Genomic DNA, 21,323 nt, shown 5'->3' with positions numbered 1-21,323 from the left:
AGTTCGACGCGCTCACCGCGCCGGGCGGTCCGCCGCGTCCGCCGGCCGGCGCGCGGAACGGCCCGCCGGGTGGTCCGCCGCCCTCGCCGGCCCGGCGGCGGCGAGCAGGCCGTCCACCAGCGCCCGTACGGAGAGGGCGAAGAGCCGGTCCGTGTCGACCGGGCGGCCGAGGGCGCGGGCCAGGGCGGGATCCGGGTCCGGCTGCTCCGCGTCCCAGAGCGCCCCCTCGCCCGGGGACTGGACCGGGGCCCGCTCGCGGTTGCGCTCCACCAGGACGTGGCCGACCACCTGGAACTGCACCGCCCGGACCACCTCCGCCGCGCGCGCCCCGCGCAGCCCGGCGGCGTGCACCTCCCGCGCCAGGGCGCGCTGCGCGGGCAGGAACATCCGCTCCGTCAGGCCCCGTTCGTGGACCATCGCCACCAGGTGCGGACGGTCGCGCAGCTCCCGGCGGAGCGCGCGCGCCACCGAGACGATCCGGGCGGCGGGGGTGCGCCCGCGCGGGGTGAGCGTGGCGAGGTCGTCGACGGTCCGCTCGACGAGCGCGTCGAGGAGGGACTCGCGGTTGCCCACATGCCAGTAGATCGACGTCACGGCGGTGCCCAGCTCGGCGGCCAGCCTGCGCATGGTGAGGGCGTCCGGCCCGTGCCGCTTCACCAGGACCGCGGCGGCCTCCACCACCTCCTCGCGGGTGAGTGCGCTGCGGGTCATGGCTCCCCCCGTTCGGTCGGTGCACGGCTCTTTACCCTTATCGGCCGCCGGTGTAACTGTGTTACAGGCCGACGATCCCTGTAAGGGTGGTACGTCATGGCACGAGTACGGTACGGGGCGCGCACCGAGGCCGAGATCGCCGAAGCCCGCGCGAAGGCCTCCGCACTCCCCGACATCTGGTCCACCGGGGTGGTGGCCCTCTGGGAGACCGATCCGGACGTGGTCGCGGCCGTACTGCCGCCCCCGCTCAAGCCCGCGGGCCGGCCCCTGGTCCGGGCCACCGTCTCCCGGGTCGAGCTGCCCGCGCCGGGCCCGGCCTCACGGTTGGCGGCGGGCATCCGACCGCGGACGAGCGCCGTCACCCGGCGGCCCGCGACCCCGCGTCCGTACGCTCGGCGGGCCCGCGTCCGTACGCCCGGCCCGCCCGGCCCGGTCGCCCGGTCGGCCCGGCCAAGGGACCGGGCGTACGGTGGAAGGCCTGTCGCCGATCGAGAGCAAGGACCGTCCGCCATGCGCGCCACCACCATCCACGCCCCCTTCGACCTGCGCGTGGAGGACGTCCCCGACCCGGTGATCCAGCAGCCCACCGACGTCGTCCTGCGGGTGCTGCGCGCCTGCGTCTGCGGCAGCGACCTGTGGGCCTACCGCGGCGAGGCCGCCCGGCAGCCGGGGCAGCGGATCGGTCACGAGTTCCTCGGCATCGTCGAGGAAGCCGGCGCCGACGTCACCGGCTTCCGCCCCGGTGACCTGGTCGTGGCCCCCTTCGTCTGGTCCGACGGCACCTGCGCGTACTGCGCCGAAGGGCTGCAGACCTCCTGTCCCCGGGGCGGGTTCTGGGGCTCGGTCGGCTCCGACGGCGGTCAGGGCGAGGCCGTCCGCGTTCCCTTCGCCGACGGCACGCTCGTCGGGCTTCCCGCCGACGCCGCCTCCGACGACCGGCTGCTCACCGCGCTCCTGGCGCTCTCCGACGTCCTCGGCACCGGCCACCACGCCGCCCTGGGCGCGGGCGTGCGGCCCGGCTCCACCGTCGCGGTCGTCGGCGACGGCGCCGTCGGCCTGTGCGGGGTCCTCGCCGCCAGGCGCCTGGGCGCCGAGCGGATCATCGCGCTCGGTCGCCACACCGCCCGCACCGACATCGCCCGCGCCTTCGGCGCCACCGACGTCGTCGCCGAGCGCGGCGAGGCCGCCGAGGCCGCCGTACGCGAACTCACCGGCGGCCAGGGCGCCCACGCCGTCATCGAGGCCGTCGGCACCGAGCAGTCCATGCGCACCGCCGTCGCGATCACCCGTGACGGCGGCTCCATCGGCTACGTCGGCGTCCCGCACGGCAGCGGCACCGGACTCGACCTCTCCGTCATGTTCGACCGCAACATCGCGCTCCGAGGCGGTGTGGCGCCGGTCCGCGCGTACATTCCCGAACTGCTCCCGGACGTCCTCGCCGGCCGCGTCGACCCGTCCCCGGTCTTCGACCTGACCGTCGGCCTGGAGGGCGTCCCCGACGGCTACCGGGCCATGGACGAGCGCACCGCCCTGAAGGTCCTCGTCAAGCCGTAGGGGGCTTGCCGATCTTGCCGGCGCCGCGGCCCTGGTCCGGCCTGATCGACACGACACCCCCCCGGGGCTTACCCCTCCCGGTCCCAGACCGGGGCGTCGGCGCCCGCGACGCCCGGCGGGCGCGACCAGTCCGCCGGGCCCCCGTCGTACGTCACCGGAGAGCGCGCGTACCGCAGCAGCCCGAGCGGCCCGTCCGTCTCGGTCAGGTACCGCTCCGGTTCGTAGCGGGGGAGCGCGGTCGCCAGCCAGTGCCCCGTCTGCGCGAGCGCCAGGCGTACGAGACGGGTCCCGCCCTCCCGGTCCTGGTCGGTCAGGGCCCGGAGCACCGCGGCCGCCAGCAGATAGCCCGTGCCGTGGTCCAGGGCCTGGGCCGGCAGCGCACCCGGCCGCTCCGGCGAGCCCTCGGTCGTCGCGATCCCCGTCGCCGCCTGCACCAGGCTGTCGAAACCGCGCCGCTCGCCCCACGGGCCGTAGTCGCCCCACGCGGACAGGCGGGCCGTCACCAGTCCCGGGCGGTGGAGACCGAAGCGGTCCAGGGCGCCGGGCCGGTAGCCGGTGACCAGGACGTCGGCCGCGTCGAGGAGGCCGTCGAAGGCGCGGCGGCCGGACGGGCTCTCCAGGTCCAGGGCGGTCGTCCGCTTCCCGACGTCGGTGTCCGCGTGCTGGTCGGGGAGTTCGGGACGGCCCGGCGGGTCGACGCGCAGCACGTCGGCGCCGAGCAGGGCGAGCGTGCGGGTGGCGACCGGGCCGGCGATGACGCGGGTCAGGTCCAGGACCCGCAGGGGACGCCCGCCGGGCCCGGTGAGCGCGCCACCGGCCGGAGCCCGCCGGTCGCCGCCCGCGTACCGCCGCGGGGCCGCGTCGTCGAGCCGTTCGCCGGTCAGCAGCGGGCGCGCCGCCACCTCCCGGCCCTGCTCGTGGGCGGCCCACTCCTCGGGCGTGCGCAGGGCGACGGCCAGGCCGCCGGCCGCGTACACCGCCGTCTCGACCTCCACGGCCGCGCGTTCGGCGATCGCCGCCTCGACGGCTTCCACCGACTCATCGGGAACGTCCAGCGCCGCCCGCAGCGCGGCCCGGTGGTGCGGATAGTTCGCGTGCGTACGGACCCAGCCGTCCCGGGCCCGCCAGAAGCGGGAGAGCGGTGCGAAGGCGACCGGCACCCGTCCGTCGATCCGGAGGTGACGCTCGCTCACGAACGCGGTGGCGACGGCTCCGTCGTCCACCCGGACCAGCGCCCCGGTGCCGGCCGGGGCGGTCCCCCGGCCGCGCTGTCGCTCCACGGCGGCCAGCCCGGCGACCGCGACGGTGGCCCGGGCCAGGTCCATGACCGGCAGCCGGGCCGGCAACAGCCCCGAGGGACCGCCGTACGCCACCCGGTCGAGGAGGGCGGGGTCGCCGCCCAGCATCGTCCACAACCGCTCCGTGGCACCGCCCACCGTGATGTCCATGACCGCATCATGGCACTCGGTGCCATGACAGAGGGCCCCGGTGTGGCGGACTGCCACACCGGGGCCCTCTCGACCGAGTCGTGTCCGTGAAGTCCCGTCCGGGTCGCGACCCCCGCCCTTCGGGCGGGCGCCGATATCTTCCGGGCGCTTCTTAGCGGCGCACGGCGTCAAGGGCGTCGATCAGCCCCGCGCCGTAGAAGCCGTTCTTGTTCTTGCCGCCCTCGCACACCGCGTCGATCTTGCCGTCGCCCTCGATGTCGTAGGGGTTGGTGCAGGCGCGGTCGTCGGCCTGCGCGTACAGCAGGGCCTTGAGCGCCGCCGGGCTCGCGTACGGGTGCGTCGACTTCAGCAGCGCGAGGACACCGGCCGCGTGCGGCGAGGCCATCGACGTGCCGGCCTTGTAGTTGTAGCCGCCCTGGACCGTGGTCGACAGGATGCGCCCGTTGACCGCGGGGGCGTCCGGCGTCTGGTACTCGGTGCGGTCGCCGCCGGGCGCCGCGATGTCGATGATCCCCTGGCCGTAGTTGGAGTACGAGGCCTTCAGGTCCTTGGCGCCCGTCGCGGAGACCGTGACCACGCCCGGCAGCATGGCCGGGTAGTCGAGGCACTCCTGCGGGTCGATGACCCGGGTCACCGGCGTGGTGTCGTTCGGGCTGGTGACGTCGGTGATCTCGTCCGCCGCCAGGTCCATCTTGGAGTTGCCGGCCGCGGCGACGTTGACGGTGCCCTTGCGCTCCGCGTAGCGGGTGGCGCGCGTGACCGCCTCGATCAGCGCCTTCTGGTCGGCGTCGTTCTTGCAGGCGAACAGCCACGGGTCGGTGTAGTAGCTGTTGTTCGTGATGTCGACGCCGTGCTCGGCCGCCCACACGAAGCCGCAGACGACGGCCTCCGTGTAGAAGAACCCGTCCGGCGTGGAGACCTTGATGCCGGAGACCTTCACGCCCGGGGCGACACCGGTGATGCCGATGCCGTTCTTGGCGGCGGCGATGGTGCCGGCGACGTGGGTGCCGTGGTCGCTCTCGCCCGGGTTGGGGCGCCAGGAGCCCGGGGTGGTGTCCGGGGCGCCGGTGACGCAGTTGGCCGATGCGGCGGTGTCGAAGTTCGGCGCCAGGTCCGGGTGGGTGTCGTCGACACCGGTGTCGATGACACCGACCGTGACCTTCTTGCTGCCCAGCGTCCGCTGGTGGGCCTTGTCCGCCTTGATGGCGGGCAGGTCCCACTGCAGGGGCTCCAGCGGGTCCTGCGCGTCGGTGGCGCCGGCGGCCGCGGCCGTGGCCTCGGCGGCGGTGAGCGCCTGACCGCCCTCGTCGACCGAGGTGTCGGTCTGGACGGAGAGCGGCGCGGTGCGGGTCGAGCCGGCCGACACCACACCCCTGGCCTCGCGGATCGTCTTCGCGAACTCGGGGTTCTGCGAGTGGACGACTATCACGCCTATCTGGTCATAGGAGATGACCACCGTGCCGCCGGCCGCGGCGATCGCCTTCTTCACCGAGGCGGCCGTCCAGCGGCCTCCCTCGATGTTGACGACGTAGGACAGCTTGGGGCCGTCCGTCGCCACGGCGGCCGTCGCCGGGGCGTCGCTCAGTTCCGCGGCGGATGCGCCGGTCGGAAGGAAGCCGAGCGAGGCCGTGAGCGCGAGACCGACCGGAAGAGCGAGTACTCGACCGCGTCTCGATCCCAGATGAGCCATGGGTTCTCCACATCATCCGTATGTACTGCCCGAACGCCGATTGCGGGCGGGCAGGTGCATGACGAGTGAAGCTATCGCCGATCAACCCGGCCGTTCAATGAGTTGAGAGGACTTGATGAAGATCCCGGAGAAGAAAATCGCCGACGGTGAACCGAGTCGCCCCGTCCGCCGTGCCGTTGTGCAGGGGAGGAGCTCCGTCCGAAGCTCCGTTTTCACCCGAGTGAGGCCCCTTTGTCCATGCCCAACGCACCCGCGTCCCGAGGAGTATCCGTGGCCACCGAAGCACCGCCGCCGCCCCGAGGAGGCGGGGACGCCGCCCTCGGCGCCCCCGCCCAGCCGACCACGGAGGCGTTCGTCGAGGTGCAGGAGAGTGCGGAGTTCGGCGAACTGCGCCGCACGTACCGCTCCTTCGCCTTCCCCCTGACCGTCGCCTTCATCGCCTGGTACCTGCTGTACGTGCTGCTCTCCAACTACGCGGGCGGCTTCATGGGGACCCGGCTCTTCGGCAACATCAACGTGGCCCTGGTCCTGGGCCTCGGCCAGTTCCTGACCACCTTCCTCATCGCCTGGCTCTACTCGCGGCACGCGGCCGAACGCCTCGACCCGAAGGCCGAGGCCATCAAGTCCCGCATGGAGGCCGACGCGTGAACAGCCTGTACCAGACCGTCTCGCTGGCGGCCGAGAACGCCACCAGCGAGCACCGGCCGCTGATCATCACCCTCTTCGGCGCCTTCGTCGTCGCCACCCTGATCATCACCGTCTGGGCCGGCCGCCAGACCAAGAGCGCCGCCGACTTCTACGCCGGCGGCCGCCAGTTCACCGGCTTCCAGAACGGCCTCGCGATCTCCGGCGACTACATGTCCGCCGCGTCCTTCCTCGGTATCGCCGGCGCCATCGCGCTCTTCGGCTACGACGGCTTCCTCTACTCCATCGGATTCCTGGTCGCCTGGCTGGTGGCGCTGCTCCTGGTGGCCGAGCCCCTGCGCAACTCGGGCCGATTCACCATGGGCGACGTGCTGGCCTACCGGATGCGCCAGCGCCCGGTCCGTACCGCCGCCGGCACCTCCACCATCGTCGTCTCGATCTTCTACCTGCTCGCGCAGATGGCCGGCGCCGGCGTGCTCGTCTCGCTGCTGCTCGGCATCACCAGCGACGGCGGCAAGGTCGCCATCGTCGCCCTGGTCGGCGTCCTGATGATCGTGTACGTCACCATCGGCGGGATGAAGGGCACCACCTGGGTGCAGATGGTCAAGGCCGTCCTGCTGATCGCGGGCACGCTCCTGATCACCTTCCTCATCCTGCTGAAGTTCGACTTCAACCTCTCCGACCTGCTGGGCGCGGCCGCCAGCAACAGCGGCAAGGGCCAGGCCTTCCTGGAGCCCGGCCTGAAGTACGGGGTCAGCGGCGTCTCGAAGCTGGACTTCCTCTCGCTCGGCATCGCGCTCGTCCTCGGCACGGCCGGCCTGCCGCACATCCTGATCCGCTTCTACACGGTGCCGACCGCCAAGGCCGCCCGTAAGTCGGTCAACTGGGCCATCGGCATCATCGGCGCCTTCTACCTGATGACCATCGTCCTCGGCTTCGGCGCGGCGGCCCTGCTCAAGAACAGCGACATCATCGCCTCCAACAAGGCGGGCAACACCGCGGCCCCGCTGGCCGCCCTGGAGGTCGGCGGCGGCGCCGGATCCACCGGCGGCGCGATCCTGCTCGCGGTGATCTCGGCCGTCGCCTTCGCCACCATCCTCGCGGTGGTCGCCGGACTGACCCTGGCCTCGTCCTCGTCCTTCGCGCACGACATCTACGCCAACGTCATCCGGCGCGGCAAGGCCACGGAGAAGGAGGAGGTCCGCGCCGCCCGCTGGGCGACGGTCCTCATCGGCATCGTCTCGATCGCGCTCGGCGCGCTCGCCCGCGACCTGAACGTCGCCGGCCTGGTGGCCCTCGCCTTCGCCGTCGCCGCCTCCGCCAACCTGCCGACGATCCTCTACAGCCTCTTCTGGAAGCGGTTCACGACCCAGGGCGCGCTCTGGTCGATCTACGGCGGACTGGTCTCCTCGGTCGTCCTGGTGCTCTTCTCGCCGGTCGTCTCCGGCAAGCCCACCTCGATGTTCAAGACCGTGGACTTCTACTGGTTCCCGCTGGAGAACCCCGGCCTGGTCTCCATCCCGCTCGGATTCCTGCTCGGCTGGCTCGGCTCCCTCCTCTCCAAGGAGGGCCCGGACAAGGGCAAGTACGCGGAACTCGAGGTCAAGTCCCTCACCGGTGTCGGAGCGCACTGAATCGTATACGGTACGCAACCGGCGGACGGCCGCGTCGTAGAGTTCTACGACGCGGCCGCGCCGGTCCTGGTGACAATCGTCCATGCGTGTTGTCGGTGCGCTCGCGTAGGCTCGGAACGTACCGACGACACCATCCGCGAGACGAAGGGGAGGGGGCCACAGTGCTCATCGACACCTACGGCCGGGTCGCCACCGACCTGCGGGTCTCGCTGACGGACCGGTGCAACCTGCGCTGCACCTACTGCATGCCCGAGGAGGGACTGCAGTGGCTGGCCAAGCCCGACCTCCTCACCGACGACGAGATCGTCCGGCTGGTGCGCGTCGCGGTCACCGACCTCGGCGTCACCGAGGTCCGGTTCACCGGCGGCGAGCCGCTGCTCCGCCCCGGCCTGGTCGGCATCGTCGAGCGGTGCGCGGCCCTGGAGCCCCGCCCCAGGATGTCCCTCACCACCAACGGCATAGGTCTCAAGCGCACGGCCGCCGCCCTGAAGGCGGCCGGTCTCGACCGGGTCAACGTCTCCCTCGACACCCTGCGGCCCGACGTCTTCAAGACCCTGACCCGGCGCGACCGCCACCAGGACGTGCTCGACGGCATGGCCGCCGCCCGCGACGCGGGGCTCACCCCCGTCAAGGTCAACGCCGTCCTGATGCCCGGGCTCAACGCCGACGAGGCCCCCGACCTGCTGGCCTGGGCGGTGGAGAACGCCTACGAACTGCGCTTCATCGAGCAGATGCCGCTCGACGCCCAGCACGGCTGGAAGCGCGACGGCATGATCACCGCCGGAGACATCCTGGAGTCGCTGCGCACCCGCTTCACCCTCACCCCCGAGGGCGACGAGGAGCGCGGATCGGCGCCCGCCGAGCGCTGGGTCGTCGACGGCGGACCGCACACGGTCGGCGTGATCGCCTCCGTCACCCGCCCCTTCTGCAGGGCCTGCGACCGGACCCGGCTCACCGCCGACGGCCAGGTGCGCACCTGCCTGTTCGCCACCGAGGAGACCGACCTGCGCGCCGCGCTGCGCTCCGAGGCGCCGGACGAGGAGATCGCCCGGATCTGGAAGCAGGCGATGTGGGGCAAGAAGGCCGGTTCGGGCCTCGACGACCCGAGCTTCCTGCAGCCCGAGCGCCCGATGTCAGCGATCGGCGGCTGAGTCCCCGGAGCCCGTATCCTCGGAACCGGCGTCCCCGCCGCGGGAGTTCTCGGCGCCGGCCTCCCACTCGGCCAGCGGCACGACGTCCTTGAGGAAGCCCCGTACGCCCAGGAACTGGGAGAGGTGCTCGCGGTGCTCCTCGCACGCCAGCCAGGTCTTGCGGCGCTCCGGCGTGTGCAGCTTCGGATTGTTCCAGGCCAGCACCCACACCGCGGCCACGCGGCAGCCCTTGGCGGAGCAGATCGGGGTCTCTTCACTCACCGGATTGATCACCGGGACATTGTCCAACAAGGGCGATGCCGGGCAGCCACGGGGGGAGCTGCCCGGCATCGGTCCGTCGCTCCGACGGGGGATGCGGAGCGCGTAGGAAGTATGTCACGGGACACGGGGTGTGGTGCACCGGAACTTCATGATTGATCTGAGCTTTTCTTGAGCTTTTCGATGGCGTTACTGATCAACTCTGCCCGTACGAACGTTCCGTGCGGGGCTCCGTCGGGCCCTCCGCGTGCGGAAGCTCGGGCCGGGTCGGTGCCGGCACGAAGGTGGAGGGAAGCGACGGCGCGCTCTCCCGGCCCGCGTTGGCGATCACCACGGAGATGTACGGCAGCACCGCGCCGAGCACCAGCGCCACGACGGCCACGTGCCGTTCGACGTTCCACAGCACGGCGGCCGCGATGACGGCCAGCGTCCGTATGGACATCGAGATCACATAGCGCCGTTGCCTGCCCCGCACATCGTCGGCCAGCCCTTGACGGGCCCCGGTGATGCGGAAGACCTCGGTTCCGCCACGCTTGCGCATCGCACTCACCACCCGGCATGCACGCCGGACGCCGACCGGTCCGGACCTCGTCTCCACGGTACGCCCGCCGCCCGGACCGCAGGAGACCGGGGCACGGATGGACCCGTCCGACGTGCGCGGTGTCTCCGCCCGGCCGAGACTGGGCCCACATGCGCAGAGCGCGCCGCACGAGGAGGCGACATGAGCTGGCTGTGGGCGATCATCGTGGGTCTGGTGCTCGGTCTGATCGCCAAGGCGATCATTCCGGGAAAGCAGCAGATCCCGTTGTGGCTGACGACCGTTTTCGGAATCCTCGGCAGTGTCCTCGGCAATGCCGTCGCGACCTGGATCGGGGTCAACGACACCAAGGGCATCGACTGGACACGCCACCTGCTCCAGCTCATCGGCGCCATCGCGGTGGTGGGCGTCGGCGACATGCTGTGGGCGTCGATCAGGGGCAACAGACGGCGGGCGTGACCCCGCGCGACGGCACCGAGTGACACGACGGCGGCCCGCCACACGCGTACGGCGTGTGCCGGGCCGCCGTCGTGCCACGGCGCCCGGGGCCTCAGCCGCCGGCGCCGACCTCGATCGCCGCCAGGTTCTTCTTGCCCCGGCGCAGCACCAGCCAGCGGCCGTGCAGCAGCTCGTCCGCCGACACCTCGGCGTCCTCGGCGGTGACCTTCACGTTGTTCACGTACGCCCCGCCCTCCTTCACCGTCCGGCGCGCGGCCGACCTGCTCGGCGCGAGACCGACCTCGGTGAACAGGTCCACGACCTGCCCGAGCTCCGCCACCCGCGCGTGCGGCAGCTCGGAGAGCGCGGCGGACAGCGTCGCCTCGTCCAGCTCGGCCAGGTCGCCCTGCCCGAACAGCGCCTTGGAGGCGTTGATGACGGCCGCGCACTGCTCGGCCCCGTGCACCAGGGCCGTCAGCTCCTCCGCGAGGGCCCGCTGGGCGGTACGGGCCTGCGGCCGCTCGGCCGTGACCTTCTCCAGCTCCTCCAGCTCCGCGACGGTCTTGAACGACAGGATCCGCAGGTACTTCGAGATGTCCCGGTCGTCCACGTTCAGCCAGAACTGGTAGAACGCGTACGGCGTCGTCATCTCCGGGTCAAGCCAGACGGCCCCGCCCTCGGTCTTGCCGAACTTGGTCCCGTCCGCCTTCGTCATCAGCGGCGTCGCCAGCGCGTGCACGACCGCGTCCGGCTCCAGGCGGTGGATCAGGTCCAGGCCGGCCGTGAGGTTGCCCCACTGGTCGCTGCCGCCCTGCTGCAGCACACAGCCGTAGCGGCGGTACAGCTCCAGGAAGTCCATGCCCTGCAGCAGCTGGTAGCTGAACTCGGTGTAGCTGATGCCCTGCTCGGACTCCAGCCGCCGGGCGACCGAGTCCTTGGTCAGCATCTTGTTGACCCGGAAGTGCTTGCCGATGTCCCGGAGGAACTCGATCGCCGACATCCCGGCGGTCCAGTCCAGGTTGTTCACCATGACCGCCGCGTTCTCCCCCTCGAAGGAGAGGAACGGCTCGATCTGCGTACGCAGCCGGTTCACCCAGTTCGCGACCGTCTCCGGGTCGTTCAGGGTGCGCTCGGCCGTCGGCCGCGGGTCGCCGATCTGCCCGGTGGCCCCGCCCACCAGCGCCAGCGGCCGGTGACCGGCCTGCTGGAGCCGGCGGACCGTGAGCACCTGGACCAGATGACCGACGTGGAGACTGGCCGCGGTCGGGTCGAAACCGCAATAGAACGTGACGGGACCGTCCGCGAGAGCCTTGCGCAGTGCGTCCTCGTCAGTGGACTGGGCGAAGAGCCCGCGCCACTTCAGCTCGTCGACGATGTCCGTCACGGTCGTCCGTCTCCTCGGTCGATGGGGGTCATGCCGTCACTCAGTCTATGGGGGTCAGACGCCCTTGCTGACCGAGCTCATGTTGAAGTCCGGCACCCGCAGCGCCGGCATCGCGGCCCTGGTGAACCAGTCGCTCCACTCGCGCGGCAGCGTCTTCTCGGTCCGCCCCGCCTCCGAGGCCCGCGACAGCAGGTCCACCGGCGACTCGTTGAACCGGAAGTTGTTCACCTCACCGACCACCTCGCCGTTCTCGACCAGGTAGACGCCGTCCCGGGTCAGACCGGTCAGCAGCAGCGTGGCCGGGTCGACCTCGCGGATGTACCAGAGGCAGGTCAGGAGCAGCCCCCGCCCGGTCGAGGCGACCATCTCCTCCAGGGAACGCTCGCCGCCGCCGTCCAGGATCAGGTTCCCGGCACCCGGTGCCAGCGGCAGGCGGGTGAGCGCCGCGGTGTGCCGGGTGGTGATCAGGCTCTCCAGCCGGCCCTCCCGGACCCAGTCCGTCGGCGCCAGCGGCAGGCCGTTGTCGAAGACGGACGAGTCGTCGCTGGAGGAGTGGGCGATGACGAAGGGCGCCGACTCCAGACCGGGCTCGTTCGCGTCGCTGCGCAGCGTCAGCGGCAGCGGGGAGAGCGTCTCGCCCAGGCGGGTCCCGCCGCCCGGCTTGGAGAAGACCGTCCGGCCCTCCACCGCGTCCCGGGCCGTCGAGGACCACAGCTGGTAGATCAGCAGGTCGGCCACGGCCGTCGGCGGCAGCAGCGTCTCGTACCGCCCGGCCGGCAGCTCGATCCGGCGCTCCGCCCAGCCGAGCCGCCGCGCCAGGTCGGCGTCGAGCGCCGCGGGATCGACGTCCTTGAAGTCGCGCGTGGAGCGCCCGGTCCACGCCGAACGCGAGCGGTCCGGAGACTTGGCGTTCAGCTCCAGGGTGCCGTTGGGCTGGTCATGGCGGAGCCGCAGCCCCGTCGACGTACCCAGGTAGGTCGACGTCATCTCGTGATTCGCGAAGCCGTACAGCTCACGGCCGCCGGCCCGGGCCCGGGCGAAGGCCTCGCCCAGCGCGGGCGCGAAGTCCGTGAAGACCCCCGATCCCGTCTCGGCCGGGGCGGCCGTGAAGTCGGGGGACTCGTCGATGCCCTCGATCAGCGGCTGCGCGTCCTCGGCGGGCCCGGCGGCCCGGGCCGCCGCCTCGGCGGCCCGCACCAGCGGCTCCAGCTCGTCGGCGGTCACGGCGGAACGCGAGACGACACCCGACGCCGTGCCCTGCGCCCCGTCGACCGTCGCGATGACGGTGAGCGTCCGCCCGCGGGTGACGCCGTTGGTGGTCAGCGCGTTGCCCGCCCAGCGCAGGTTGGCCGACGACTCCTCGTCGGCGATGACGACACACCCGTCGGCGCGGGAAAGCCCGAGGGCCCGCTCGACGATCTCGTACGGCTTGCTGACGCGGCTCATCGACCGGCCTCCTGCGTCGTGTTGAGGATGTTGACACCGCGGAAGAGGGCGGACGGGCAGCCGTGGGAGACCGCGGCCACCTGGCCCGGCTGCGCCTTGCCGCAGTTGAAGGCGCCACCCAGGACGTACGTCTGCGGGCCGCCGACCTGCTCCATCGAGCCCCAGAAGTCCGTCGTCGTCGCCTGGTACGCGACGTCCCGCAGCTGCCCCGCCAGCCTGCCGTTCTCGATGCGGAAGAAGCGCTGGCCGGTGAACTGGAAGTTGTACCGCTGCATGTCGATCGACCACGACCGGTCGCCGACCACGTAGATCCCGCGCTCGACCCCGCCGATCAGGTCCTCCGTCGAGAGGCCGCCCGGGTCCGGCTGGAGCGAGACGTTCGCCATCCGCTGCACCGGGACGTGCCCGGGGGAGTCGGCGAAGGCGCAGCCGTTCGACCGGCCGAGCCCCGTCAGCCTGGCGATCCGCCGGTCCAGCTGGTAGCCGACGAGCGTGCCGTCCTTCACCAGGTCCCAGCTCTGCGCCTCGACGCCCTCGTCGTCGTACCCGATCGTCGCGAGCCCGTGCTCGGCGGTGCGGTCACCGGTCACGTTCATGATCGACGAGCCGTACGCCAGCTTCCCCAGCTGGTCGAAGGTGGCGAACGAGGTCCCGGCGTACGCCGCCTCGTAGCCGAGCGCCCGGTCCAGCTCGGTGGCGTGGCCGATCGACTCGTGGATGGTCAGCCAGAGGTTCGAGGGGTCGACCACCAGGTCGTACGTCCCCGCCTCCACGCTCGGCGCCCGCATCTTCTCGGCCAGCAGCTCCGGGATCCGCTCCAGCTCCGCGTCCCAGTCCCAGCCGGTGCCGGTGAGGTACTCCCAGCCCCGCCCGGCCGGCGGCGCGATCGTCCGCATCGAGTCGAACTCGCCGGTCGTCTCGTCCACGGCGACGGCGGTGAGCTGCGGGTGCAACCGCACCCGCTGCTGCGTGGTGACGGTGCCCGCCGTGTCCGCGTAGAACTTGTTCTCGTGGACGGTGAGCAGCGACGCGTCCACGTGCGCCACCCCGTCCGCCCGCAGCAGCCGCGCGCTCCAGTCGGCGAGCACCGCGCTCTTCTCGGCGTCCGGGATGGTGAAGGGGTCGATCTCGTACGACGAGATCCACGTCTTCTCCGCGTGCACCGGCTCCGGGGCCAGCTCCACGCGCTCGTCGGAGCCGGCCGCGGCGATCACCTGGGCGGACAGCTTCGCCATGGCGACCGCCTGCGAGGCGACCCGCGCGGCCCCGTCCATGGTCAGGTCGACCCCGGAGGCGAAGCCCCAGGCCCCGCCGTGCACCACCCGCACCGCGTAGCCGAGGTCCGTGATGTCCGAGGAGCCGGACGGCTTGGCGTCCCGCAGCCGCCACGAGGCGCTGCGCACCCGCTCCAGACGGAAGTCGGCATGGTCGGAGCCGAGTGCGCGCGCCCGGGCGAGCGCCGCGTCGGCGAGCGCGCGCAGCGGCAGCGCCGTGAAGGCCGCGTCGATGGAATGAGGCACGAATGTCTCCTGTCGTTGAGACCGGTCGCCCCCGATCATGTCGCGCTTTCGGCCGCGATGCCCAGGGCTTTCTGTAGGGACCCGACAGCGGCGTGCGGACGCCACTGTCAGGGCCCGATTCTTCGCGCAAGGGGCGGGACCGATAGGTTTTCGGCGTACCAGACCGCTATTCGAAAGGGTGATCCGTTGAGCCGCTCGGTTCTCGTCACCGGAGGAAACCGGGGCATCGGCCTCGCCATCGCCCGCGCGTTCGCCGAGGCCGGCGACAAGGTCGCGGTCACGTACCGGTCCGGAGAGCCGCCGGCCGGCTTCCTGGCCGTCAAGTGCGACATCACCGACGCCGAGCAGGTGGAGCAGGCGTACAAGGAGATCGAGGAGAAGCACGGCCCGGTGGAGGTGCTGGTGGCCAACGCCGGCGTCACCAAGGACCAGCTGCTCATGCGGATGTCCGAGGAGGACTTCACCTCCGTCCTCGACACCAACCTCACCGGCACGTTCCGGGTCGTCAAGCGCGCCAACCGCGGCATGCTGCGGGCCAAGAAGGGCCGCGTCGTCCTGATCTCCTCGGTCGTCGGACTCCTCGGCTCCGCCGGGCAGGCCAACTACGCCGCCTCCAAGGCCGGCCTGGTCGGCTTCGCCCGCTCCCTCGCCCGGGAACTCGGCTCCCGCAACATCACCTTCAACGTCGTCGCGCCCGGTTTCGTCGACACCGACATGACCAAGGTGCTCACCGAGGAGCAGCGCAAGGGCATCGTGTCCCAGGTGCCGCTGGGCCGCTACGCGCAGCCCGAGGAGATCGCCGCCACGGTGCGCTTCCTCGCCTCCGACGACGCCTCGTACATCACTGGAGCCGTCATCCCGGTTGACGGCGGATTGGGCATGGGTCACTGATCACCATGAGCGGAATTCTCGAGGGCAAGCGCATCCTGATCACCGGTGTGCTGATGGAGTCCTCCATCGCCTTCCACACCGCGAAGCTGGCCCAGGAGCAGGGCGCGGAGATCATCCTCACCGCCTGGCCGCGGCCGTCGCTGACCGAGCGCATCGCCAAGAAGCTCCCCAAGCCCGAGAACGTGAAGGTCCTGGAGCTCGACGTCTCCAACGACGAGCACCTCGCGCGCCTGGAGGGCCAGGTCCGCGAGCACCTGGGCGACCGCCTCGACGGCGTCGTCCACTCGATCGGCTTCGCCCCGCAGGACGCGCTCGGCGGCAACTTCCTCAACACGCCGTTCGAGTCCGTCGCCACGGCCATGCACGTCTCCGCCTTCTCGCTGAAGTCGCTGACGACGGCGCTGCTGCCGCTGATGACCGAGGGCGGCTCGGTCGTCGGTCTGACCTTCGACGCGCAGTACGCCTGGCCTCAGTACGACTGGATGGGCCCCGCGAAGGCGGCCCTGGAGGCCACCAGCCGCTACATGGCCCGTGACCTGGGCAAGCAGAACATCCGCTGCAACCTGATCTCGGCGGGCCCGATCGGCTCGATGGCCGCGAAGTCGATCCCCGGCTTCTCCGAGCTGGCCGCCGTCTGGGACAGCCGCTCCCCGCTGGAGTGGAACCTCGCGGACCCGGAGCCGGCCGGCAAGGGTGTCGTGGCACTGCTGTCCGACTGGTTCCCGAAGACCACCGGCGAGATCGTGCACGTCGACGGCGGCCTGCACGCGATCGGCGCCTAGGCGCCTCGGATGCCGGCTCCCGGCTCCCTGCGGCTCCGCCGCCGGGACGCCTGAGCTGCCGCGACACGGCCGGGTGCCCGTCCCTCGGGGGGACGGGCACCCGGCCTTCGTCGTCCGCGGCTTCTCTTCCCGAGTCGAAAAGTACGCCGAATCACCTCAGACTGGGTCAGAGCGTGACGTTCCGGCTACTCGTGGGGAGGAGGTACGGGTATGCGCACGCCGCACCGCAGGGCAGCCGTGTTCGCCTCGGCCGCCGCGCTTCTCACCGGGATCGCCGTGGCCGCCGAGGTCAGCGCCGCTCCCGCTCCCGTCGACGACCCGCTGCCGGCCGCCGAACAGCCCGACGACTTCGGCGCCTCCTGCCGTACGGTCGTCCAGGGCTCCCGTGTGACCGCGTACTGCCACAACCCCTACCCGGGTACCGACCGCGTCCGGCTGCACGTGGAGTGCGCGAAGTGGTGGGACGTGGACACCGACAGCGCCCCCGTGGACGTGGCCCCGACCGCGTACGTCCAGGTGACCGGGCGCTGCTGGAAGGAGGTCCGGTCCGCCTGGATCACGCACCAGCCGGCCGAGGACCCGCCCCGGGCGCGGCGCTCCTGAGACACATGAACGGGTAGCCGGCCGCCTCCGCCTCCGCCGTCTCCGCGTCGCCCGCCCGGACGGCCTCGACCAGCCGCGCGTGGTCCATGTGGTGCTCCGGCCGCAGCTCCTGGCCCACGTCGTCCCGCAGCCACTGCCGCATCACGTGCCCCAGGTCCGCGTAGAGCGCGGTCAGGACGTCGTTGTGCGAGGCGACCACCACCGCGTGGTGGAACGCCGCGTCCGCCGTGACGAAGCGCTCGGCGTCGCCCGACGCCCACGCCTCCTCCCGCCCGGCCAGCAGCACGTCCAGCTGCTTCATGTCCCGCTCCGTCCGCCGCTGGGCCGCGAACCGCGCCGCCGCGGACTCCAGCGTGGAACGCAGCTCCGCGATGTGCCGCGGGTCCGACCCGGCGAACCGCCGGTGCATGACCCCCGCCAGCTCGCTGGTCGCCACGACGTAGGTGCCGGAACCCTGCCGGATGTCCAGCAGTCCGTTGTGCGCGAGCGCCCGGACCGCCTCCCGCACGGTGTTGCGGGCCACGCCCAGCTGCTCGACCAGTTCCGGTTCGGTCGGGATCCGTGATCCCACCGGCCACTCGCCGGACGTGATCTGGTTCCGCAGCTCGGTGATCACCTGATCGGAGAGCCCGGACCGCCGGGGAGAGCCGAGCGCCATGGTGCACCTTTCGATTGGTTCAGGATTGGACAAGTAATCATCCCATGATTCTATGATGGCCCCATGCCTGACGAGCCGCAGACCCTGAAGACCGCCACGCCCCCGGCCCGCGCCTCCTCACCCGTCACGACGGCCACGGCCGGGAATTCTCCCGCATCCGCGACGCAGGCCCGCTGGATCACCCGGCTCGTCGTCGCCGGGCTCGTCCTGGCGGCCCTCAACCTCCGGCCCGCCATCACCAGCCTCGGCGCCCTTCTCGAAGAGGTCCGCGACGGCCTCCACATGAGCGGCAGCGTGGCCGGCGTCCTCACCTCCGTGCCCCCGCTCTGCTTCGCGGTCTTCGGCATCACCGCCCCACGCCTCGCCCGCCGCTTCGGCCCCGGCGCCGTCGTCTGCGCCGGCATGGCGGCGATCTTCGCCGGTCTGGCCGTCCGCCCCTTCGCCGGCGGCACCGTGGGCTTCCTCGCCGCCAGCGCCCTCGCGCTGATGGGCATCGCCGTCAGCAACGTCCTGATGCCCGTGATCGTCAAGCGGTACTTCCCCGACCGCGTCGGCACCATGACCGGCCTCTACTCCATGGCGCTCGCCCTCGGCACCTCCCTGGCCGCCGCGGCGACCGTCCCCATGACCGCGGCCCTGGGCGGCGGCTGGCGCACCGGCATCGGCGTCTGGGCGGGCCTCGCCGCCCTCGCCGTCCTGCCCTGGCTCCCCTTGGTGCGCGACCGGGCCAGGGGAGCGGCGAACGCCCCCGCCGTCCCGCTCCCGGCCCGGGAGCCGGCCCGCACCGCGGCTCCCCTCCGCATCACCCGCAGCCGCACCGCCTGGGCACTCGGTGTCTTCTTCGGCCTCCAGGCCACCGGCGCGTACATCACCATGGGCTGGATGCCGCAGATCTTCCGGGACGCCGGCGTCCCGGCCGGAACGGCCGGTGTGCTCCTCGCCGTCACCATGGTGATGGGCGTGCCGCTCGCCTTCGTCATCCCGCGTCTCGCCGGTCGGCTCAGGAACCAGGGCCCCATCGCCGTCGCCCTGGGCCTGTGCGGCCTCGGCGGCTACGCCGGGCTGTACGTCGCGCCGGCCGGCGGCGCCTGGGTCTGGGCCGTGCTCCTCGGCATCTCCAACTGCGCCTTCCCTCTCGCCCTCACCATGATCGGCATGCGCTCGCGCACCGGCGCCGGTGTGGTCCGGCTCTCCGCCTTCGCGCAGAGCGTCGGCTACCTCCTCTCCATTCCCGGACCGCTCCTGGTCGGCGTCCTCTACCAGCACAGCGGAGGCTGGGGCCTGCCCATCGCCCTGATGGCCGGGCTCATGGTGCCCCAGATGGTCGTCGGCACCCTCGCGGGCAGGGACCGGACGGTCGAGGACGAATGCTGAGATGCGAGACTGGCTCCATGCCAGTGCTCGACCCGAATCCCCAGAACGGCCAGAAGAAGCTCCTCATCGTGCTCGGCGCGATGCTGGGCATCACGGTCGTCATCGCCGTCATCGCCTCGATCGCCTCCCCCTGAGCCGAGGGGAGGGTGGGGCTTTCCCCACCGTCCCCTAGGGGGCGGGTCTCAGGGTGAAGTGGGTGGATCACCGGATGGGCCCGACCGCCGCCGATCCGTACGTTGGAGCCATCGCAACGGATCACCCCCCGGAGGCGGCCATGCCGGCCCGTACGCACCCCAGCACCCGGAGCACGTCGGCCGGCGTGGACACCCGGCTGCCCTGGTGGGCCCTCGCCCTGCCGGTGGCCGCGTTCGCCGCCCTCTTCCTGCTCATCACCGGATCGGGAAAGGCCCACGCCGCAGGCCCCGACCCCGCGGTCGGTCACGTCCTCCGGGAGATCCGGCAAACGCTCTCTCTCTGAGTCGGCGTGAGCCGTTTCGTGGGAAGCTGGAGCGCATGAGCGTCGACACACCCCGCAGGATCGTGCTGCTCCGGCACGCGAAGGCCGACTGGCCGCCGGTGTCCGATCACGAGCGACCGCTCGCCGAGCGCGGCCGCACGGACGCCCCCGTGGCAGGCCGCAGACTGGCCGAGACCGAGATCTCCTTCGATCTGGCCCTCTGCTCGACCGCCGTGAGAACGCGCGAGACCTGGAAACTGGCCGTGCACGAGCTGCCGCACCGCCCCAGGACCGTCTATGAGGAGCGGTTGTACGAAGCCTCGCTCGGCGAGCTCATCGCTCTGATCAACGAGACGCCGGAGGACGTGGACGACCTCCTCGTCATCGGCCACAACCCCGGGATGCACGCGCTCTCCGACGCCCTCGCGGGCTCGGCCGAGGGGGACACGCTGACCCGGATGAACCGCGGCGGCTTCCCCACCGCCGCCTTCTCCGTCCTGGGCTTCACCGGCTCCTGGAAGTCCGTCGAACACGGTGTGGCCACCCTCCTCGACTACTGGGCCCCGCACGACTGATCCCGTACGGGGGACACGTAGGGGAGATCCGCAAGGCCGACCCCGTACGGGTGACGCGTCAGGCCGACCCCGTACGGCCGAACCCCCGACGCCGGTACGGCCGGCCTCCGCACGGCGGAGACCGTACGCCCGCCGCCTCCCCGTATCCCCACCGCCTCCACGGCAGCGAAAGGGCCCGGTCACCGCTCGGTGACCGGGCCCTCGGCGTGCGCGGTGGGCGGGGGCGGCGCCGTCAGTGGAGCGGCTCCTTGCCGCCGTCCGCCGCCTCGACCTCCTCGCGGCTGATGCCGAGGAGGTAGAGCACGGTGTCCAGGAAGGGCACGTTCACCGCCGTGTGCGCGGCCTCGCGCACGACCGGCTTGGCGTTGAAGGCCACGCCGAGCCCGGCCGCGTTCAGCATGTCCAGGTCGTTGGCCCCGTCGCCGATCGCCACGGTCTGGGCCAGCGGCACGCCCGCCTCGGTGGCGAACCGCCGCAGAAGCCGGGCCTTGCCCGCCCGGTCCACGATCTCGCCCGTGACCCGGCCGGTCAGCCGGCCGTCCACGATCTCCAGCGTGTTGGCCGAGGCGAAGTCCAGCCCCAGCCGCTCCTTGAGGTCGTCCGTGACCTGGGTGAACCCGCCGGAGACGACACCGACCTGGTAGCCGAGCCGCTTGAGGGTACGGATGAGGGTGCGGGCGCCGGGGGTGAGCCGCACCTCGGCACGGACCTTGTCCACCACGGACGCGTCCAGCCCCTCCAGCAGCGCCACGCGCGCGTGGAGGGACTGCTCGAAGTCCAGCTCGCCGCGCATCGCCGCCTCGGTGACCTCGGCGACCTTGTCCTCGCAGCCCGCGTGCGCCGCGAACAGCTCGATGACCTCGTCCTGGATGAGCGTGGAGTCGACGTCCATCACCACCAGACGCTGGGCACGCCGGTGCAGTCCCGCCGAGACGACGGCGACGTCCACGCCGATGTGGTGCGACGCGGGCGCGAGGGCGGTCCGCAGGGGCTCGGTCTCACAGCCGGAGACGGCGAACTCCACCGCCGTCACCGGATACTTCGCGAGGCGGAAGATGCGGTCGATGTTGCCGCCGGTCCCGGTGATCCTGGCCGCTATGGCGGCGGTCGCCTCGGCGGTCAGCGGGTGGCCGAGCACGGTGACGTGGGACCGGCCGCTGCCGCGCGGACGGTTGTCGCCGGTGCCGGAGATGATCTCGGCCTGGAGCTTCAGCGACTCGGCCCAGCTGTGGACGGTGGCCCGGAGCTCGCCCTGGGAGGCGACGGTCGGCTCGGTCACGAGCGCGCACAGCACGAGGCGGCCGCGGGACACGACCTGCTCGATGTCCACGACGTCGACGGAGTAGGCGGCGAGGGTGTCGAAGAGCCCGGCGGTGATCCCGGGACGGTCCTTCCCGAAGATCTTGACGAGAAGGGTGGGAACGTCTGAGGTCTGCGATGCGCTCATGGTGCTTCCACCGTATCGGGCACGGGGTGCCACCAGCCTCCCCGTCCCGCGTACCGGACACCCGACTGGTCCCCACCCCTGTCACGGTAACGCCGCCCGGTCCACCCCGCCCCGCGGAC

General features: G+C 72.0%; 22 protein-coding genes and 1 pseudogene. 13 read left to right on the top strand and 10 right to left on the bottom strand.

Translation table 11 applies throughout. The features are described 5' to 3' along the window. Positions 1-12: 12 nt before the first annotated feature. A complete protein-coding gene (locus tag ACZ68P_RS00190) occupies positions 13-711 on the bottom strand; it encodes a TetR/AcrR family transcriptional regulator (RefSeq protein WP_471000271.1) in 699 nt (232 codons plus the stop codon). A 96-nt stretch (positions 712-807) separates the two neighbouring features. Between ACZ68P_RS00190 and ACZ68P_RS00185 the strand changes: the two are divergent. Beyond that, positions 808-1,011: pseudogene (locus tag ACZ68P_RS00185) on the top strand (acetoacetate decarboxylase family protein); the annotation flags it as partial. 210 nt (positions 1,012-1,221) lie between these two features. Then, on the top strand, positions 1,222-2,265 hold the full coding sequence (locus ACZ68P_RS00180; RefSeq protein ID WP_471002339.1) for a zinc-dependent alcohol dehydrogenase family protein: 1,044 nt from the start codon (positions 1,222-1,224) through the stop codon (positions 2,263-2,265). A gap of 68 nt (positions 2,266-2,333) precedes the next feature. On the opposite strand, the gene ACZ68P_RS00175 is transcribed toward ACZ68P_RS00180, so the two are convergent. Then, a complete protein-coding gene (locus tag ACZ68P_RS00175) occupies positions 2,334-3,713 on the bottom strand; it encodes a CoA transferase (protein WP_471000269.1) in 1,380 nt (459 codons plus the stop codon). A gap of 151 nt (positions 3,714-3,864) precedes the next feature. Next, the gene (locus tag ACZ68P_RS00170) at positions 3,865-5,403 is read right to left on the bottom strand and encodes a S8 family peptidase (RefSeq protein WP_471000266.1); all 1,539 of its coding nucleotides are present in this window, start codon (positions 5,401-5,403) and stop codon (positions 3,865-3,867) included. Positions 5,404-5,673: 270 nt separating this feature from the next. Between ACZ68P_RS00170 and ACZ68P_RS00165 the strand changes: the two genes are divergently transcribed. The 3 genes from ACZ68P_RS00165 (at position 5,674) to moaA (ending at position 8,833) form a co-directional block, all read left to right on the top strand. Next, on the top strand, positions 5,674-6,051 hold the full coding sequence (locus ACZ68P_RS00165) for a DUF485 domain-containing protein (RefSeq protein ID WP_471000263.1): 378 nt from the start codon (positions 5,674-5,676) through the stop codon (positions 6,049-6,051). Further along, a complete protein-coding gene (locus ACZ68P_RS00160; protein WP_471000260.1) occupies positions 6,048-7,682 on the top strand; it encodes a solute symporter family protein in 1,635 nt (544 codons plus the stop codon). The genes ACZ68P_RS00165 and ACZ68P_RS00160 overlap by 4 nt, the downstream gene beginning before the upstream one ends. Before the next feature lie 161 nt (positions 7,683-7,843). Then, complete coding sequence (gene moaA, locus ACZ68P_RS00155) at positions 7,844-8,833, top strand: GTP 3',8-cyclase MoaA (RefSeq protein ID WP_365719928.1); 990 nt, start codon at positions 7,844-7,846, stop codon at positions 8,831-8,833. Here moaA and ACZ68P_RS00150 read toward each other — a convergent pair. Then, positions 8,816-9,094 carry a hypothetical protein gene (locus tag ACZ68P_RS00150; RefSeq protein WP_471002336.1) on the bottom strand — a complete coding sequence of 93 codons (279 nt, stop codon included), beginning with the start codon at positions 9,092-9,094 and terminating at the stop codon, positions 8,816-8,818. The genes moaA and ACZ68P_RS00150 overlap by 18 nt on opposite strands. A 193-nt stretch (positions 9,095-9,287) precedes the next feature. Beyond that, positions 9,288-9,632 (bottom strand): DUF3099 domain-containing protein, encoded by a 345-nt coding sequence (locus tag ACZ68P_RS00145; protein WP_365719930.1) that lies wholly within the window; start codon positions 9,630-9,632, stop codon positions 9,288-9,290. A 180-nt stretch (positions 9,633-9,812) separates the two neighbouring features. Between ACZ68P_RS00145 and ACZ68P_RS00140 the strand changes: the two genes are divergently transcribed. Then, entirely contained in the window at positions 9,813-10,088 is a 276-nt protein-coding gene (locus tag ACZ68P_RS00140) for a GlsB/YeaQ/YmgE family stress response membrane protein (RefSeq protein ID WP_471000255.1), read from the top strand. A 91-nt stretch (positions 10,089-10,179) separates the two neighbouring features. Here the strand turns inward: ACZ68P_RS00140 and tyrS are convergent, their stop codons facing one another. The 3 genes from tyrS to ACZ68P_RS00125 are packed head-to-tail and all read right to left on the bottom strand — an operon-like array spanning position 10,180 to position 14,456. After that, positions 10,180-11,451, bottom strand: a complete 1,272-nt coding sequence (tyrS, locus tag ACZ68P_RS00135; RefSeq protein ID WP_471000252.1) for a tyrosine--tRNA ligase — start codon at positions 11,449-11,451, stop codon at positions 10,180-10,182. Positions 11,452-11,505: 54 nt separating this feature from the next. Continuing rightward, positions 11,506-12,897, bottom strand: a complete 1,392-nt coding sequence (locus tag ACZ68P_RS00130; protein ID WP_471000249.1) for a metallopeptidase TldD-related protein — start codon at positions 12,895-12,897, stop codon at positions 11,506-11,508. Next, positions 12,894-14,456, bottom strand: coding sequence for a TldD/PmbA family protein (locus ACZ68P_RS00125; protein WP_471000246.1), 1,563 nt, complete (start codon positions 14,454-14,456; stop codon positions 12,894-12,896). Before ACZ68P_RS00125 ends, ACZ68P_RS00130 begins: the two co-directional genes overlap by 4 nt. A 147-nt stretch (positions 14,457-14,603) precedes the next feature. Here ACZ68P_RS00125 and fabG point away from each other — a divergent pair, with 147 nt between their 5' ends. The 3 genes from fabG (at position 14,604) to ACZ68P_RS00110 (ending at position 16,693) form a co-directional block, all read left to right on the top strand. Beyond that, positions 14,604-15,308 carry a 3-oxoacyl-[acyl-carrier-protein] reductase gene (gene fabG / locus ACZ68P_RS00120; RefSeq protein WP_365719940.1) on the top strand — a complete coding sequence of 235 codons (705 nt, stop codon included), beginning with the start codon at positions 14,604-14,606 and terminating at the stop codon, positions 15,306-15,308. Positions 15,309-15,313: 5 nt separating this feature from the next. Further along, positions 15,314-16,090 carry an enoyl-ACP reductase FabI gene (gene fabI, locus ACZ68P_RS00115; protein WP_365719942.1) on the top strand — a complete coding sequence of 259 codons (777 nt, stop codon included), beginning with the start codon at positions 15,314-15,316 and terminating at the stop codon, positions 16,088-16,090. A 210-nt stretch (positions 16,091-16,300) separates the two neighbouring features. Then, positions 16,301-16,693 (top strand): hypothetical protein, encoded by a 393-nt coding sequence (locus tag ACZ68P_RS00110; protein WP_471000242.1) that lies wholly within the window; start codon positions 16,301-16,303, stop codon positions 16,691-16,693. Here ACZ68P_RS00110 and ACZ68P_RS00105 read toward each other — a convergent pair. Continuing rightward, entirely contained in the window at positions 16,647-17,351 is a 705-nt protein-coding gene (locus ACZ68P_RS00105; RefSeq protein WP_471000239.1) for a FadR/GntR family transcriptional regulator, read from the bottom strand. The genes ACZ68P_RS00110 and ACZ68P_RS00105 overlap by 47 nt on opposite strands. Positions 17,352-17,414: 63 nt before the next feature. Here ACZ68P_RS00105 and ACZ68P_RS00100 point away from each other — a divergent pair, with 63 nt between their 5' ends. The 4 genes from ACZ68P_RS00100 (at position 17,415) to ACZ68P_RS00085 (ending at position 19,757) form a co-directional block, all read left to right on the top strand. Further along, on the top strand, positions 17,415-18,725 hold the full coding sequence (locus tag ACZ68P_RS00100) for a CynX/NimT family MFS transporter (protein WP_471000237.1): 1,311 nt from the start codon (positions 17,415-17,417) through the stop codon (positions 18,723-18,725). Between the two features lie 17 nt (positions 18,726-18,742). Then, positions 18,743-18,859, top strand: a complete 117-nt coding sequence (locus tag ACZ68P_RS00095) for an SGM_5486 family transporter-associated protein (protein ID WP_268247900.1) — start codon at positions 18,743-18,745, stop codon at positions 18,857-18,859. Between the two features lie 140 nt (positions 18,860-18,999). Continuing rightward, complete coding sequence (locus ACZ68P_RS00090; protein ID WP_471000232.1) at positions 19,000-19,203, top strand: hypothetical protein; 204 nt, start codon at positions 19,000-19,002, stop codon at positions 19,201-19,203. A 35-nt stretch (positions 19,204-19,238) separates the two neighbouring features. Further along, on the top strand, positions 19,239-19,757 hold the full coding sequence (locus ACZ68P_RS00085; RefSeq protein ID WP_471000229.1) for a SixA phosphatase family protein: 519 nt from the start codon (positions 19,239-19,241) through the stop codon (positions 19,755-19,757). 232 nt (positions 19,758-19,989) lie between these two features. On the opposite strand, the gene serB is transcribed toward ACZ68P_RS00085, so the two are convergent. Further along, positions 19,990-21,204: a phosphoserine phosphatase SerB gene (serB, locus tag ACZ68P_RS00080; RefSeq protein ID WP_471000226.1), complete on the bottom strand. Its 1,215-nt coding sequence runs from the start codon at positions 21,202-21,204 to the stop codon at positions 19,990-19,992. Positions 21,205-21,323 lie beyond the last annotated feature (119 nt).

The sequence above is a fragment of the Streptomyces sp. NPDC036822 genome (assembly GCF_055609145.1).
Note: the sequence above shows the minus strand (reverse complement) of the source record. Positions and strands in the feature narration are given on the sequence as shown.